Source organism: Bifidobacterium sp. N4G05 (genome assembly GCF_002742445.1).
GTDB lineage: Bacteria > Actinomycetota > Actinomycetes > Actinomycetales > Bifidobacteriaceae > Bifidobacterium > Bifidobacterium hominis.
Genome location: NZ_NJNQ01000003.1, coordinates 294,886 through 312,272, shown reverse-complemented (window position 1 = coordinate 312,272; position 17,387 = coordinate 294,886). Strand labels below are relative to the sequence as shown.

At 51.1% G+C, this 17,387-nt stretch carries 9 protein-coding genes and 1 CRISPR repeat array (1 of these 10 running past the window's edge); all 9 genes read left to right on the top strand.

Going from position 1 to position 17,387, the window contains the following annotated elements:
• Positions 1 to 6: 6 nt before the first annotated feature.
• On the top strand, positions 7 to 1,017 hold the full coding sequence (locus CE153_RS04510; protein ID WP_099595272.1) for a LacI family DNA-binding transcriptional regulator: 1,011 nt from the start codon (positions 7 to 9) through the stop codon (positions 1,015 to 1,017).
• Positions 1,018 to 1,369: 352 nt separating this feature from the next.
• Positions 1,370 to 4,681 (top strand): mupirocin-resistant isoleucine--tRNA ligase, encoded by a 3,312-nt coding sequence (gene ileS / locus CE153_RS04505; RefSeq protein WP_099595271.1) that lies wholly within the window; start codon positions 1,370 to 1,372, stop codon positions 4,679 to 4,681.
• A 571-nt stretch (positions 4,682 to 5,252) separates the two neighbouring features.
• A complete protein-coding gene (locus CE153_RS04500) occupies positions 5,253 to 7,670 on the top strand; it encodes a CRISPR-associated helicase/endonuclease Cas3 (protein ID WP_099595270.1) in 2,418 nt (805 codons plus the stop codon).
• Between the two features lie 242 nt (positions 7,671 to 7,912).
• Positions 7,913 to 8,620, top strand: a complete 708-nt coding sequence (cas5c, locus tag CE153_RS04495; RefSeq protein WP_004220816.1) for a type I-C CRISPR-associated protein Cas5c — start codon at positions 7,913 to 7,915, stop codon at positions 8,618 to 8,620.
• Between the two features lie 3 nt (positions 8,621 to 8,623).
• Positions 8,624 to 10,501, top strand: a complete 1,878-nt coding sequence (locus CE153_RS04490; protein WP_099595269.1) for a type I-C CRISPR-associated protein Cas8c/Csd1 — start codon at positions 8,624 to 8,626, stop codon at positions 10,499 to 10,501.
• Positions 10,502 to 10,561: 60 nt separating this feature from the next.
• Positions 10,562 to 11,407: a type I-C CRISPR-associated protein Cas7/Csd2 gene (gene cas7c / locus CE153_RS04485; RefSeq protein ID WP_099595268.1), complete on the top strand. Its 846-nt coding sequence runs from the start codon at positions 10,562 to 10,564 to the stop codon at positions 11,405 to 11,407.
• 33 nt (positions 11,408 to 11,440) lie between these two features.
• Positions 11,441 to 12,118 (top strand): CRISPR-associated protein Cas4, encoded by a 678-nt coding sequence (gene cas4 / locus CE153_RS04480; RefSeq protein ID WP_099595267.1) that lies wholly within the window; start codon positions 11,441 to 11,443, stop codon positions 12,116 to 12,118.
• Entirely contained in the window at positions 12,118 to 13,149 is a 1,032-nt protein-coding gene (gene cas1c / locus CE153_RS04475) for a type I-C CRISPR-associated endonuclease Cas1c (RefSeq protein WP_099595266.1), read from the top strand. The genes cas4 and cas1c overlap by 1 nt, the downstream gene beginning before the upstream one ends.
• A 67-nt stretch (positions 13,150 to 13,216) precedes the next feature.
• A complete protein-coding gene (cas2, locus tag CE153_RS04470; RefSeq protein ID WP_099595265.1) occupies positions 13,217 to 13,507 on the top strand; it encodes a CRISPR-associated endonuclease Cas2 in 291 nt (96 codons plus the stop codon).
• A 384-nt stretch (positions 13,508 to 13,891) separates the two neighbouring features.
• A CRISPR array of direct repeats spans positions 13,892 to 17,387; the repeat unit is 33 nt; unit sequence GTCGCTCTCCTCATGGAGAGCGTGGATTGAAAT; it runs 374 nt beyond the window's last position.

Sequence of the window (17,387 nt, the reverse complement as noted above, 5' to 3'; positions counted from 1 at the left end):
CGAGACATGGCGACGATTAAAGAAATTGCGCAGCGTACCGGGTTTTCTCAGGCTACGGTGTCTCGACTTCTGAATGGGGATCCCACTCTTTCCGTGCGTGAGGAGACGCGTCGTAAGATCATTCAGGCGAGTGAAGATCTCGGCTACAGCATGCAGACCAAACGCATCGTCATTCCTCATGAGGTCGCGCTGCTTGATAATGAGAAGTCCGAAGAAGCGTTGCGTGACTCCTATTTCACTGATTTGCGTTCGGCGCTCGAGCGCAATGCTGAGCAGCAGCGCATGGAAATGACGGTGTTCCACAACCTCAATGACATGATTGCGTCCGGTTCCAAGTTCGACGGTTTCATGGTAATCGGCGCCGACCAGATTGGCGAGAAGGAATTGGAACGGCTGCACAGGGTCATGCCGTATGGCGTGTTCATTGATGTGAATCCGGCGCCGAATCTGTTCGATTCCGTGCAACCTGATTTGCAGCAGACCATACATGATGCGGTTGCGGCGTGTGCGGCCAAGGGCATGAAACGTGTTGGATTTATTGGTGGCAAGGGCTCCCTTATGAACTTTTATGAGGCCGACGAGGAGAACCGTGCCACGTATTTCCGCCGTGAAACGAAGCGTTTCGGCATTCAGTCCGACGGGCTCGTGTATTCCGACGGCCTGTTCACGGTGAGCAACGGACGTGCTTTGGGGGAGCGGTTCGTGCGCGATCATAATGGTGTGCTACCGGATGCCGTGATTGTCGCCGCCGATGTGATCGCGGTGGGCATGCTACAGGCATTCAATGCGGTTGGCGTGCTGGTGCCACGTGACATCAGCGTGATCAGCATCAATAATCAGACGATTTCGCAGTTGACTTCGCCACCATTGAGCACCTTCTCCATTGATCTGAACGAGCTTGCGCGCGTTGCGACCTTGACATTGGGCGACGCCATTTCTGGCAAGCGTACGATTCGTCAGCATGTGTATCTGTCGACGTCATTGGTGGCGCGTGACAGTTTTGTGCCTGCGAAATAGTGATGCTTAAGACGTTACGCGTCTGGTGTTTCTTTTTACTTTTTCATTCTTGTGAATCCTACTAAAGAATCGTCCATAATCATGAAAAACAAGCGAAATAGTTCGCGCCGCATGCTATAGTGACAACCGAAATGCGAGCGATGATCCGTTATCAGCGGGGAGCTTCCGGAAGAACGGTCGTGTCAGCGGCTTATTAGACCCGGCGGGAAGGCCCGAACAGCCGAACATACGAGCGGTCGTGCGCGTCACAAAAGCATGGCAAACGAGGTGGTACCGCGGTGGCGGCGTCCGGATGGGCGCGATGCCATCGTCCTCGTAGGAGACAAATAGTAAGAACCTACGAGGAGATACGGTGAGCGAAAACAACGTGTATCCGAAGGCAGCTGCGGGTGAGCAGAGCGCCAATGTAGCGCCGAACCCCAGTTTCCCAAAGCTGGAAGAATCCGTCCTTGATTATTGGGAGAAGGACGACACTTTCCAGAAGTCCATTGAACGCCGTCCTTCCGGCGATCACAGCCAGAACGAATTCGTGTTCTTCGACGGCCCTCCGTTCGCCAACGGTCTGCCGCATTACGGCCACCTGCTGACCGGTTACGCCAAGGATGTGATTCCGCGTTACCAGACCATGAAGGGCCACAAGGTCAATCGTGTGTTCGGTTGGGATACGCACGGTCTGCCGGCCGAACTTGAAGCCCAGAAGGAACTGGGCATCGATTCGGTCGATCAGGTCAAGGAAATGGGCATCGACAAGTTCAATGATGCCTGCCGTGCCTCCGTGCTCAAGTACACCAACGAGTGGAAGGACTACGTGCACCGTCAGGCACGTTGGGTCGATTTCGAGCATGGCTATAAGACGCTGAACATTCCATACATGGAATCCGTGATGTGGGCGTTCAAGCAGCTGTACGACAAGGGCCTCGCATATCAGGGCTACCGCGTGCTGCCGTACTGCCCGAAGGATCAGACGCCGCTTTCCGCGCATGAGCTGCGCATGGATGCCGACGTGTATCAGGATCGTCAAGACACCACCGTGTCCGTGGCCGTGAAGCTGCGCGATGAGGAAGACGCCTACGCGGTGTTCTGGACCACTACGCCGTGGACCGTTCCCACCAACTTTGCTATTGTGGTCGGCGCAGACATCGACTATGTGGAAGTGCGTCCGACCGAAGGCAAGTTCGCTGGCAAGAAGTTCTATCTGGGCAAGCCGCTGCTCGGTTCTTACGCCAAGGAACTCGGCGAGAACTATGAGATCGTGCGCGAACTCAAGGGTGCCGAAATGGAAGGCTGGCGCTACTACCCGGTGTTCCCGTACTTCGCAGGCGACGAGAACGCCGTCGAAGGCAAGGTTCCGGGTCCGGAAGGCTATCAGATCTTCACCGCCGACTATGTCGACACCGTTGAAGGTACCGGCCTCGTGCATCAGGCTCCGTACGGTGAAGACGATATGAATACGCTCAACGCCAAGGGCATCAAGAGCGTTGATGTGCTCGACGCGGGCTGCAAGTTCACTTCGCTGTGCCCGGATTACGAGGGCATGTATGTGTTCGATGCGAACAAGCCGATCCTGCGTAACCTGCGTGCCGGCGACGGCCCGTTGGAGCGCATTCCGGAAGATCAGCGCGCGATCCTTTTCCAGGAGAAGAGCTACGTGCACTCCTACCCGCACTGCTGGCGTTGCGCCACTCCGCTGATCTACAAGCCGGTGAGCTCCTGGTTCGTGTCTGTCACCAAGATCAAGGACCGTCTGCTCGAACTGAATCAGCAGATCAACTGGATTCCGGGCAATGTGAAGGACGGCCAGTTCGGTAAATGGCTCGCCAACGCACGTGACTGGTCCATTTCCCGTAACCGTTTCTGGGGTTCCCCGATTCCGGTGTGGGTGTCCGATGATCCTAAGTATCCACGCGTGGACGTGTACGGTTCGTTGGAGGAGCTGAAGGCCGACTTCGGTGACTATCCGCGCGACCATGAGGGCAATGTCAACATGCACCGCCCGTACATTGATGAGCTGACGCGCGTCAACCCGGACGATCCGACCGGCAAGAGCCATATGCACCGCATCAGCGACGTGATGGACTGCTGGTTCGAATCCGGTTCCATGAGCTTCGCCCAGTACCATTACCCGTTCGAAAACAAGGAAACCTTCGAACAGCATTTCCCGTGTGATTACATTGTGGAATACATCGGCCAGACCCGTGGCTGGTTCTACGTGCAGCACATCATGGCGACCGCCCTGTTCGACAAGCCGGCATTCAAGAACGTGATCTGCCACGGCATCGTGCTTGGCTCCGACGGCCAGAAGATGTCGAAGCATCTGCGTAACTATCCGGACGTGAACGGTGTGTTCAACGATTTCGGTTCCGACGCCATGCGTTGGTTCCTCATGAGCTCGCCGATTCTGCGCGGCGGCAATCTGATCGTGACCGCCGATGGCATTCGTGACACCGTTCGCCAGGTCATGCTGCCGGTGTGGAGCTCGTACTACTTCTTCACCCTGTATGCGAACGCTGCTAATAATGGTGCTGGTTTCGATGCTCGTGCGCTGCGTGCCGATGAGGTTGCCGCACTGCCGGAAATGGACCGTTATCTGCTGGCACGTACCCGCCGACTGATCGAGAAGACGCAGCATTCGCTGGATGACTTCCTGATTTCCGATGCATGTGAAGCCGTGTCCGATTTCATCGACATGCTCACCAACTGGTACATCCGCAACAATCGTGACCGTTTCTGGAACGAGGATGCGAACGCGTTCAACACGCTGTACACCGTGCTTGAAGCATTCATGCGCGTGATCGCACCGCTTGCTCCGATGGAAGCGGAAGCCGTGTGGCGTGGCCTGACCGGTGGTGAATCCGTGCATCTGGCCGACTGGCCATTCCTTGCCGACGAGCAGACCGGAGAGGCAACAGAACTGGGCCGCGTGCTTGTTGACGATCCGGCTCTGGTTGATGCGATGGAGAAGGTGCGCGAGGTCGTGTCTGGCACCCTGTCTATGCGTAAGACGAAGCAGATTCGCGTGCGCCAGCCGCTGTCCAAGCTGACCGTTGTGGTGGAAAACACTACCGCCGTGGCCGCATACGACGAGATTCTGAAATCCGAACTGAACGTGAAGAACGTTGAATTGTGCACGCTTGAAGATGCCGAAGCCCAAGGCTTGAAGATCATCAACGAGCTGCGTGTGAACGCTCGCGTGGCAGGCAAGCGCCTGCGCAAGGACGTGCAGTTCGCCATCAAGGCTTCCAAGTCCGGCGCATGGCATGTGAACGCCGAAGGCGCTCCGGTATGTGAGACTCCGAACGGTGAGATCGTGCTTGAGGAAGGCGAATATGAGCTGATTAACAGCGTGGAGGAGAAGAACGCCGAAGAGGCCGCCAACTCTGTAAGTGCTGCACTGCCGACCGGTGGCTTCGTGATCCTCGACACCGAGCTGAACGACGATCTGATCGCAGAAGGCTATGCCCGCGACGTGATCCGCGCCGTGCAGGACGCCCGCAAGGCCGCCGATCTGCAGATCTCCGACCGTATCGCACTGAAGCTCGTTGTGCCCGCCGAAGACGTGGCCAAGGTCGAACAGTTCAAGGAACTTGTCTCCTCCGAGACGCTCGCCACTTCCTTCGAAGTGACTGCCGGCGATGAGCTGAACGTCGAGGTCGCCAAGGCCTGAACTGAACGAAGCTCGGTCGGCTTGTGATTATTCCAAGCTGCGGCTAGAGTAATCCCTTGGCTTTCGAGCCGCCGTGGCGTTGCCCACCGCGGCTCGAGTCCACTCAAGACTTGATTTGTGTCCGTGCCGCGCAGCCGCGTTCCTTACGCGGTTGGCGCGCACGGAAACAGATCGTTAAGCGAATGGTTCTCAGTACCATCCATGTGAGTCAAGCACACATTCTTGAGAAGCAGTCGCGCCGCCGGACGGCGGATTCAACGGGTTCGCCCAAGTGGGTGGATTCCAAGAATCCGCTGTCCGGCTTTTTCTATGTGCGAATAAATGTGGCTAACGCGGAATTTAGCTACACTTATTCGATTAAGTGTAGCTAACGCAAAAATATTCATATCTTTCCATTTGGAATTGAAAATGGAAAGATATGAATAGGTATACCAATGAGTATGCGTATATGCGGATTATTCCACTTGAAAGTCTTCTGCCTCTATATGCCGAACCTCGTTGCAATGCTCGTGAGAACTGTAACGCTATGGTAATGTAGGGGTGCTTGAACATATCTGTGAAGGAGCAGATTATGACTTTGCTGGCGCACAAGGACGCGGATGGCGGTGTGCAGACGTTGCGTGACCATCTTCACAATGCGGGTGACTTAGCGGAAAGCTATGAATCGGAGTTTTCTCAGATTCCGCGAATGGCGGCGCTCCTGCATGATGTTGGAAAGGTCGCGCAACAGTTTCAAACGTATCTGATATCAGGCAAGGGACGTCGTGGTGAGATTCCTCATGCGAGGCAGGGTGCGTTCGTCGTCAATGACCTGCCGATTTCGAATTCGGCAGCGGAAATCGTGAAAGAGATTCTTGAACTTGTTATTGCAAAACATCATGGAGAGCTTCCTGATTGCATCAATGAAATCGGTGATGAGGCTTTTCTCACAGGTTTTACGGAAGCAGATAAACAGAATCCTAAATATGCGTATGGGGAGATCAAACAGGGGCTACATGATTTGGACCTCGACTTGCAAGACACCTTCCAGCAGGCCGAAAAAGATGTTTTCGATTTTGCAGGACGAACTAAATCGCTGAAATTGTCGAAAGATAGTCGTTATTTCTACTCGGGATTACTAGTTAAATACGTTTATTCTCGTTTGATTGATGCCGATAGAACAGATACGGCTTATTTTGAGACGAAAGAGCAATATCATCCGATCAAGGCGGATTGGTCGGAACTGATTCGCCGTCTTGACGAAAGCATGAAATCATTCGATTCGACATCCGAAATCAATAAAATCCGTCAACAGATTACGGAACAGTGCCGTCAAGCTGGGAGCAGGGAGACAGGGATTTACCGATTGTCGGTTCCGACCGGAGGCGGTAAAACGTTGGCTTCGTTGAATTTCGCCTTGCATCATGCTTTGGAAACAGGGAAAAGACGAATCATTTATGTGATTCCGTACTTGTCTATTACGTCACAGACCGTGGCAACATTCCGGAATATGCTTGGTCTGGATGCTGACAGCAATATTGTGTTGGAGCATTACTCCACCGCGGGCCTTCAGAATTCCGATAACACGGGATCTATCGGCACAAGTGAGGAAGAGGATGCGAAGGAACGTCAACGTAAACTGGCGTCTGAACGTTGGGATAATCCGATCATCGTGACTACGATGGTCGAATTCTTGGAAACGGTTATGTCGGCGCGTGGTACGAAACTTCGTAAATTCCACAACATGGCCAATAGCGTCATCATTTTTGATGAGATTCAGTCGCTTCCGTTGAATATCATCAATCCGTTTAATGAAGTTGTGAGTTTTCTTTCGACGATATTGGACTCGACTATTCTGCTGTGCTCAGCTACGCAGCCTTTATTGGAACGAACGGCGCGAAAGAATCTGCGTCTGTCAGACGAGCCTGATCTTATCGACAATACTGATGGTTACGAAGAGAAGCTCAAGCGTACCCGGATTATTGCTTCACAGGAAAGCAAGAGTTGCGAGGAACTTGCGAACATCATATATGAGCAGGCACTTCGGAACGGCAATTGCCTGTCTATCGTCAACACGAAGAGTGAAGCGCGCAAAATGTATCAGTGTTTGCAAGAGCTCAATGCTGGCGGGCAGTTTGAGTTGATTCATTTGAGTACTGCCATGTGTGGCAAACATAGGGCAGACCAGTTAGCGAGAATAAAGGTGTTAACTGATCCTCATGATTCCAAGCCGGTGATTTGCGTAAGCACTCAGCTTATCGAAGCGGGAGTGGACCTTTCGTTCGCATGCGTAGTCAGGGCGATGGCTGGTCTGGATAGCATTATGCAAGCGGCTGGCAGGTGCAACAGGAATGGTGAATCGAAAGAAATCAAGGATGTGTATGTCTATCCGTTGCAAGGTGAGGAAAGGTTCAAGGACTATCTTCCAGAGATTCACAGAGGCAAAAAGCTCACTTTGCAGATTATGGGTGAGCATCCTGATGCTGATCTGCTTTCTACTGGCATGCTCAATGAGTTTTATGGCATGCTGCTTCAAAGTGAGGATCGATATGGCGGCAATAGTTTGCTGGATGGTCCGCTTTGGAAAAAGGAAAACGCTGGAAAAACGATTTATGAGTTGCTGGCATACAACGAAAGCCAACGTAAGCAATTCGAGAACAATACGATGGGGGAGAGATACAATCCGTTTTTTGCCCAGGCGTTCAAAACGGTCGGCAATGAATATCGTGTGATTCCGAAAATCACGCACAATGTTGTGGTTCCCTATGGCAATGCGATGGAATTACTGGATATGTTGGGCCACGGTGAGTTGAGGGAGAAGATTGCGATTCTGCGGCGGCTACAGGAATACACGGTTTCCCTTTTCGATTACGAATACAAGATTTTGAACGAAAAACATGCGATTTCCATCGCTAACGAGGATTTCGATATTTGCGTTCTGAATGGAGATTATTACAAAGGCGAATATGGCGTGGTGACAGAGACGGACATGTCTCTGTTGATGATATGAAAGGGCAGTGGTTCTCCTGCAGATCGATGGGAATCTGCAGGAGAGTTTCGTTTGGTAAATACGCATGTTGTACATATTTTCAATCCACGCCATGAATGTGGCGACAGTAGGAAAACCCACTTATACAAGAATAACTGGTTGATTGTTGATTGAGAAACACTCAAAGAGTTCTATGTACAACAAGCGTAAAATGTGCTATATTGACAGTGACTGGTTGAGGGAACGATTAACGAAGGAGTTATATGCAACGACATCGCAACTCAATTGAATATGAGGTATCAGGCAGATATGCGTTGTTCTCGGAAGCGGCAACACGTGTTGGGGGTGAGAAATTTTCGTATCAGGTGCCAACGTACCAAGCTTTGAAAGGCATTACGGAAAGCATCTATTGGAAGCCAACTTTTATGTGGGTTATTGACGCTGTTCGTGTGATGAACAGAGTTCAGACTGAAGGAAAGGGAATTCGACCCATCAAAATGAGCGGTGGCAATGATCTTTCGTACTACACATATCTCAAAGACGTGCGTTATCAGGTTTTGGCTCATTTCGAATGGAATGATCAGCGTGAAGATCTTGTCGCTGACCGCGACGAAAACAAACATCATAATATCGCCTTGAGATCCGTTCAGAAAGGCGGTCGCCGAGACATATTCTTGGGGACGCGCGAGTGCCAGGGGTATGTGGAACCATGTGAGTTCGGATCTGGCGAAGGGTTTTATGACGGTTATGGCGAGTGGAATATGGGATACATGTTCCATGGATTCACGTATCCGGATGAAAACGAGGACCACGATTTTATCGCCCGATTCTGGTCGCCTGTTATGTCCGACGGCATCATCGAATTTGAGCGTCCGGAATCCACGAAATTGGATGGACGAATTATCAGGAAAAACCAGAGTGTTAAGGAATTCGCTTTGGGGAGCAATCTGCAGCCGGTGGGAGAGGAGTGAGTGATGAGCCTGTCGAACAATCTGTTGCTTATCAACGAATCTGTGCACAACGCCGCCGGAAAAATTCCGAGAAGTGGCGACGGTTCTACGCTTGACATTAGGAAAGCCTTGATTCCTCCGGGGCATACGACACTTCCGACACTATTGACGCTAGGGGTAAACGGGAATGGTGAGATACTACGGCTTCTGAGGGAAAAACAAACGATTGTCATCCCGTGCACAGAAAGTTCCATGGGACGTACCAGCAAGCCGGTGCCGCATCCTCTGTTTGATCAACTCCAATATCTCGATTTGCATTTCGACGAGAAGAAAACCTCCATGTATTTGGAGCAGCTTGCCGCTTGGAAGGGTGATAACGTCAAACTCAATGCCATCTATCGATGCGTTTCGGAACACAGCATCAGCGAAGAAGCCGCTCGGTTCAATGTGGAAATAACCGAAAAAGACCGAAAAGCAGGCGTTTGCTTCGAAGTTGAAATTGGGCTGCAAAACTCAGATGTCTCGAATGATCCCGATATACAGGCACAATGGATTTCCTATTTACGACATGATCGTCAGAAAATAGGAAAGGATATGTTTGGAGAGGACCTATATACTCCGATCTTGAACTTCCCTAAGAAAATTGTCAGTGTCAATGGCAATGCCAAACTGTTATCGGCGAACGATTCATCGAATTTTACCTATCGAGGGCGCTTTGCTTCCAAAGAAGAAGCTTTGCAAGTCGATGGTGAAACATCGCAGAAGATACATTCGACGCTGCAATGGTTGGTCAATAATCATGGAACGATTACCGATACTCAGGCTATAGTCATCTGCTCGGTGAAAAACCCCAACGAAAAGCCGAAACTCGACCCGCAGGAAGGCTCTTATGATTTTGGCTCTTTGTTCTCATCGGCTGTAGTCGAGCCGGAAACTCCACGCAACGATGTTGCAGATGCGCTGACCGCAACAAACTTTCAATACGCAAAAGTTTTTTCGAAGGTACTGCGCGGATATGGCAATGCTAACAAACTCAAAAAGCATACCGATCCAATGATGATCGTCATTCTGGATGCGGCGACGTCTGGACGTTTGAGCGTTACGTATTATCGTGAACTTTCGAGAGACGAATATGTCGAAAGTATTCTGCAGTGGCATGTTGATGCAGCATGGCCGTTGAAAATATACGACAAAGAAAAGAAGAAGTTTGTCACATATGAAGGTGCGCCACCATTTGCTGACATCATCAGCTGTGCATACAACGTGTCAGACAGAAGCAGCAAAGCCTATAAACGTTTTGCGAAAAACACGAAAAAGCAGCTTATAGAATGCATGTTCGGAGGAGAATCGCTTCCCCGTTCCATATTGGACGCCACATACCACAGAGTCACTAAACCTATGGGATATGACGCTCCAGGAGCATGGCTAAGAGATTTTGAAATCGCATGCAGCCTATGGAAAAAACATTACATTGATGACGCGAGGAAGCAAAACAAACAGGAGGACACGATATCCATGTACCTTGAACCAACACGAAATGACCGCGACTATTTATACGGGAGATTGCTGGCACTCGCGGACCGCTTTGAAAACGGCGTCCTGTACAAGCAAGGAATCAGTGACACCCGTCCGACCAATGCTGTTAAGCTCATGAGCAATTTCGTCGCAAAGCCGTTTGCAACATGGGGAACGCTGTGGAAGCAACTGATGCCCTACCTGAAATCAGCGAATGGCGCGCCTTGGTTCCAGAACAGCGTGGATGAGGTCATGGCGCTTTTCAAAGAAGGAGACTTCGAAGATAACCGTGCACTTTCACCGCTCTTTCTGCTCGGTTATTCATGCCAGCGAAGGGAGTCTATGCGTAAAGCGCAAGAAGCATCCCAGAAGAGCAAAGAAAACTAGCGTTTAGTTTTTGAAGTTATCGACGTTAATTATCCAAGAAAAAGTTAAGGAGTCATTATCATGGCAGCTTTGGAAAATAAGATTGATTTCGCAGTCGTTTTTGCGGCTAATAATGCCAATCCTAACGGTGATCCGTTGAATGGCAATCGTCCACGAACCACATCGGAAGGGCTGGGCGAGGTTTCCGATGTTGCGCTGAAAAGGAAGATTCGCAATCGCCTGCAAGATGCTGGTGAAACGATTTTCGTGCAGTCCGATGACCGTTCCGATGACGGCGCAAAATCATTGTCGGACCGTTTCAACACATATATGAAAACCTTGCCGAAAGAAGAGCAGAAGCAAAAGAACCTAGTGTTCCAGAAAGTGTGCGAACAGTGGCTTGACGTACGCACGTTCGGACAAGTATTCGCGTTCAAAAAAGCTAAGGATGTTGATGAAGTCTCCCTGGGCGTGCGCGGTCCGGTTTCCATTCAGGCTGCGTTCTCGGTTGAACCCATTGCCATTGACGACGTGCAGATCACTAAGTCAGTGAACAGTGAAACCACGGACACCGGTAAGAAATCCTCCGATACCATGGGAATGAAATACCGTGTTTCCGGCCGTGCGGTGTATGCGACGTATGGCAGCATCAGCCCGCAGCTTGCCGAAAAAACCGGGTTTACTGCAGAAGATGCCGAAAAAATCAAGGAAGCTCTCGTCACGTTGTTTGAGAATGATGAAAGTTCGGCTCGTCCTGCGGGGTCCATGGAAGTGTTGGACGTTGTGTGGTTCACGCACAACAGCAAGTCAGGGCAATACTCTTCCGCCAAAGTTCATCGTTCCGTTTCCGTTAATGTGAATGGAACGGTGGCAGTGAATGAATCTTCTATTCCCGACTTGCGGTACGAAGTGCTTGAAGGACGCTGAAGCGTTTGGAATTGAGTGAGTAAGGGGTGTTGCATGAAAGGGCCAGAAGGATATCCGGAAGAAGATTGGCTGGCCCTTTCAGGTATCCAGCATTTCTCATTCTGCAAACGACAGTGGGCGCTTATCCATATCGAACAGCTGTGGTCAGAGAACTATTTGACTACAGCTGGGCATCTGGAACATGAACGTGCCCACGATTATGCGGCTTCTGAATCTCGCGGCGATACGCTGATCATGCGAGATTTGAGAGTCTATTCGCGAGCGCTCGGCATAACTGGAGCCTGTGATGTTGTGGAATTCCATAAGTCTAATGATGGTGTTCCGCTTCACGGAAGAGATGGATTGTGGTTGCCGTATCCGATTGAATACAAACACGGCAAATCCAAAACGATTGATGCTGATCGTTTACAGCTATGCGCGGAAGCGATGTGCTTGGAAGAAATGCTCGCGTGTGATATTCCTGAAGGTGCTTTGTTCTATCGGCAGACAAAACGTCGTGAGCGGGTAAAATTGGACGAAGATCTTCGCCGCATGGTCGAAGCTGACTTCTTGCAAATGCATGATCTTTTCTTCCGCGGATGGACTCCCAAAGTGAAACAGACCAGATCGTGTTTGTCATGTTCTCTACGGGATTTGTGCCTGCCTGAATTACGGAAGGTGAAATCGGCAAAAGCATATATCGAAGAACGGCTCAAGGAAAGCGGGGAGTGATGAAGCAGCTGTTAAACACGCTGTTTGTGATGACGGAAGATGCCTATCTTGCTTTGGAGAACGATAATGTTGTGATTTATCAGAATGACAAAACCTTGGCGAAAGTGCCATTACGGTCAATTGAAGGAATCATGTGTTTCTCGTATAAGGGTGCTTCGCCTGCTCTTATGGGGCGCTGCGGCAAACTGGGTGTTTCTATGGCATTCTATTCACCGAGAGGTCATTATTACTGTTCCGTGTTAGGGGAGGAGAATCGTAATGTGCTACTTCGCCGTGAACAATTTCGAGTCGCGGATGACGAACAAAAATCTTTGTGTTACGCGAAATCTTTCATTGTTGGAAAACTTTACAATGCGAAATGGGTGCTCGAACGCACGAAACGTGATCATGCTTTGCGGGTGAATATCGATCGACTTGCCGAGCAGAGCGGCAAATTGTCTGTGGCATTGTTAGAAGCTCGGAAAAGTTTGACGGTTGATGAGTTGAGGGGTGTCGAAGGGCTTGCTGCCAAAGATTATTTCTACGCTTTTGACGATTTGGTTCTGAAGAATAAAGATGATTTCTTTTTCACCAGTAGGTCGAGGAGGCCTCCGCTGGACAGACTAAATGCATTGTTATCTTTTTGTTACTCCATATTGACGAATGATTGCATTGCGGCTTTGCAAGGCGTGGGGTTGGATCCGTATGTTGGTTTTATGCATACGGATCGGCCTGGGAGAGCCTCTCTGGCATTGGATCTGGTTGAAGAGTTTCGCCCGGTGTTGGCTGACCGCTTTGTGCTGACATTGGTTAATACAGGTGCTGTTAAGTCGGGGGATTTTGAAATACGGGAGAATGGCGGTGTGCTGCTGTCTGATTCCGGGCGGAAGAAAGTGCTTACGGCGTGGCAGAAAAAGAAGAGTGATCAGATTCTTCATCCGTTCCTGCAAGAAAAAATTTCGTGGGGATTGGTTCCGTATGTGCAAGCGTTGCTGCTAGCTCGATCGTTGCGGGGTGATCTTGATGATTACCCGCCATTTATGTGGAAGTAAAAGGTGTGTAGCTGTGTGTGGCGGTATGCGATGATTCGTGGTGATACGTTATTGGAGGTGAAAAACCATGATGGTTGTGGTTGCGTACGATGTGAGTACGGAAACCCCTGAGGGGAAGCGTCGTCTTCGTTTGGTGGCGAAGACATGTATGAAATACGGACAGCGTGTGCAGAACAGTGTTTTCGAATGCTCGGTGAATCCTTCCGATTATCTGGTGTTGGTGCACGATTTGCTGAAGATTGCCAATACCGATGAGGACAGCCTGCGCTTTTATAAACTTGGCGCTCGATATGCGGATAGGATTGAGCATTATGGACGTGAACGGAGTTTGCCGGTTAATGATGTGATGATGATATAGCACAGGTAAAATGGTATGGTGCCATAACGATATGGTGTGGGGTATGCTGGGTTGAGTGTTTGAGTGTGCCGTCCGGTATTCAGAGTGTGTTTTCTAGCCAGCAGTATTGTGTTTTCGGCAAGGTGGCCGGTCTTGGAATGGTGTTTGTGCGAAGTGGAAGCGCTCATGATAAGGGACGTCTTTCGCACCTGAAAAACTATCGAAATCCGAATTGTGATTTTCGTGGGGCGTTTGAAAACTAAATAATGGACATTAAAATGAGATAGAAAGCCAGTTGCTCGTTTTAGACATGTTGTTCGTCGTATCGGCGGTGTTGTTTGATATGCTTAAAGCTAGGCAGCTGGCTTGCGTCTCAAAAAGCGGACAAAAATGTCCAGCTGCACTGTCGCTCTCCTCATGGAGAGCGTGGATTGAAATAATCCACGCTCTCCATGAGGAGAGCGACCGAAAAGGTCGCTCTCCTCATGGAGAGCGTGGATTGAAATTTGGACATACGCCCACCATGCCCAAAACGCATCAAGTCGCTCTCCTCATGGAGAGCGTGGATTGAAATGCCATATCGTCGGAACCTATCGACGTGTGGTGTAGTCGCTCTCCTCATGGAGAGCGTGGATTGAAATATGGAAGGCCGTACCCTGAACCCCAGCGCCCGGTAGTCGCTCTCCTCATGGAGAGCGTGGATTGAAATTCGTCTGGTCAATCCATTGTGTAAAAGTAATAGCCGTCGCTCTCCTCATGGAGAGCGTGGATTGAAATTACGTTGTCCGCTCCAAGTGCGGTGAGGATTTCCGTCGCTCTCCTCATGGAGAGCGTGGATTGAAATTCGCATGGTACGCCCCAAATAAAAGACGAACATGTCGCTCTCCTCATGGAGAGCGTGGATTGAAATGTCGAAAATCGGATAATATTGAGTGCTCAAGTGCAGGTCGCTCTCCTCATGGAGAGCGTGGATTGAAATGCGGAAGACTATGCAGGATATCCACAAGAATACGGGTCGCTCTCCTCATGGAGAGCGTGGATTGAAATCGACCTGCTCTCGGACAAGACAGTCGCCAATGCCAGTCGCTCTCCTCATGGAGAGCGTGGATTGAAATCGTAGTATCATGATTGGCATGAGCATTGCATTGGTCGCTCTCCTCATGGAGAGCGTGGATTGAAATCTCACGTCGGCCGGCTGCGGCTCGACATCGACCGGTCGCTCTCCTCATGGAGAGCGTGGATTGAAATTCCACCAGTTTGGACAGCATGGCGGTGGTATCAGTCGCTCTCCTCATGGAGAGCGTGGATTGAAATCAGTCTAGTGTGCGACACGCCAAACTTGATTATTAGTCGCTCTCCTCATGGAGAGCGTGGATTGAAATCTGGCACCGTTCGCGGCCGAGCTGAAGATGCCGAGTCGCTCTCCTCATGGAGAGCGTGGATTGAAATCAAGTGTTGACCACTGGCGTGGCCGTGTTGCCTTGTCGCTCTCCTCATGGAGAGCGTGGATTGAAATGACTGGGACAGCAGCCGGCGCGCCAACATGGCCGGTCGCTCTCCTCATGGAGAGCGTGGATTGAAATATCGACCCCGAGGCCGTGACCGTGTGGGAGTCCGGTCGCTCTCCTCATGGAGAGCGTGGATTGAAATCAAGTGTTGACCACTGGCGTGGCCGTGTTGCCGTCGCTCTCCTCATGGAGAGCGTGGATTGAAATGTTGGCCACAAATCGCAGTTCGCGGCCACACAATGTCGCTCTCCTCATGGAGAGCGTGGATTGAAATCAGTACGTGAAATTACTCATTGCCATCAAATCTGGTCGCTCTCCTCATGGAGAGCGTGGATTGAAATGGATACGGATATCCATATGCCGAAGCGCGCGTAGGTCGCTCTCCTCATGGAGAGCGTGGATTGAAATACACCGCCAATATTGCCGGACGTGACCATAAAACGGGTCGCTCTCCTCATGGAGAGCGTGGATTGAAATCACGTAGGCGTTGCCGAGCTGGATATCGTGCTGGAGTCGCTCTCCTCATGGAGAGCGTGGATTGAAATTCATAATCGCCTTGCGCCGTGGCTTGCGCCAGCTGGTCGCTCTCCTCATGGAGAGCGTGGATTGAAATGAGTCACGCCATGGAGTCACCCACGACATAGCATGTCGCTCTCCTCATGGAGAGCGTGGATTGAAATGTCGCCAAGGACGTATGCGACATCCTCGAACTGTCGCTCTCCTCATGGAGAGCGTGGATTGAAATACGACGGCCATGATGCCGGTCCACAATGATTGCGTCGCTCTCCTCATGGAGAGCGTGGATTGAAATTTCCGTTGGCTGCACAAAAGCGGCCGGCGGGCCGAGTCGCTCTCCTCATGGAGAGCGTGGATTGAAATTTCTTTGGTGGTGTCCAAGACGCACACCCCACTCTGTCGCTCTCCTCATGGAGAGCGTGGATTGAAATCTGCGGGAGCGTTTGCCTTTGAGGAACTTTTCGGTCGCTCTCCTCATGGAGAGCGTGGATTGAAATACCACGCGCGCCACCAAAAAGACGGTCTCGCTAGTCGCTCTCCTCATGGAGAGCGTGGATTGAAATTCGCCGGCAGCGACACCGCCAACTACAGCGACCTGTCGCTCTCCTCATGGAGAGCGTGGATTGAAATAACACGGTTAATTCCACCAGCTCATTACCGGTCTTGGTCGCTCTCCTCATGGAGAGCGTGGATTGAAATGGCGGGCATCGCCAACAATGACGGCACCATAACGGGTCGCTCTCCTCATGGAGAGCGTGGATTGAAATACATTCGGTACGCTGTATGGTTTTGCGCTCACATGTCGCTCTCCTCATGGAGAGCGTGGATTGAAATAACTTGCCGGTGACATGCTGTATGCCTCCGACTGTCGCTCTCCTCATGGAGAGCGTGGATTGAAATATGAATCTTAAAGCATTGTCTAATTCAATTGATGTCGCTCTCCTCATGGAGAGCGTGGATTGAAATTCGAAGTCCGACGTGGTGTTCGACTGGGGCGACGCGTCGCTCTCCTCATGGAGAGCGTGGATTGAAATACATACGACATCAATTCCAACGGCCAGACCGTGAAGTCGCTCTCCTCATGGAGAGCGTGGATTGAAATAACGCCGACCGGCTGGAAGCTCGCCTTGTCCTTAGTCGCTCTCCTCATGGAGAGCGTGGATTGAAATAATGGATCGTCCCAATCGGCATGCTGGATATAGAGGTCGCTCTCCTCATGGAGAGCGTGGATTGAAATATCGTCTACGGTTTCGGTCTGCCGTTCCTCTTCGGTCGCTCTCCTCATGGAGAGCGTGGATTGAAATCTGCAGGTCAGCCACCCACAGGTCATCGGCGTTGAGTCGCTCTCCTCATGGAGAGCGTGGATTGAAATCGTAAATGGGCCACCGCCTACACGCCATACCGGCCGGTCGCTCTCCTCATGGAGAGCGTGGATTGAAATAACGTCACCATCGCGCCAATCGCCATCGGCGGCGAGTCGCTCTCCTCATGGAGAGCGTGGATTGAAATTACCATGCGTGGGAGTCGATGGTTCGAAAGACGCTGGTCGCTCTCCTCATGGAGAGCGTGGATTGAAATCGATACGCCACGCACGGCGCGGTGGCTCCGCAAGTCGCTCTCCTCATGGAGAGCGTGGATTGAAATTGGCTGTACGACACGATCGACGTGACCGCGCAGAGTCGCTCTCCTCATGGAGAGCGTGGATTGAAATTGCTCGAACCTCAGGAACGATCCGGCCAACCGCGTCGCTCTCCTCATGGAGAGCGTGGATTGAAATTCGACGGAGCCAAATCGGTCGGCAAGTCCAGTGGGTCGCTCTCCTCACGGAGAGCGTGGATTGAAATTCGGTCGAAGGTCTCGGCTCCGTCCCATGTGTC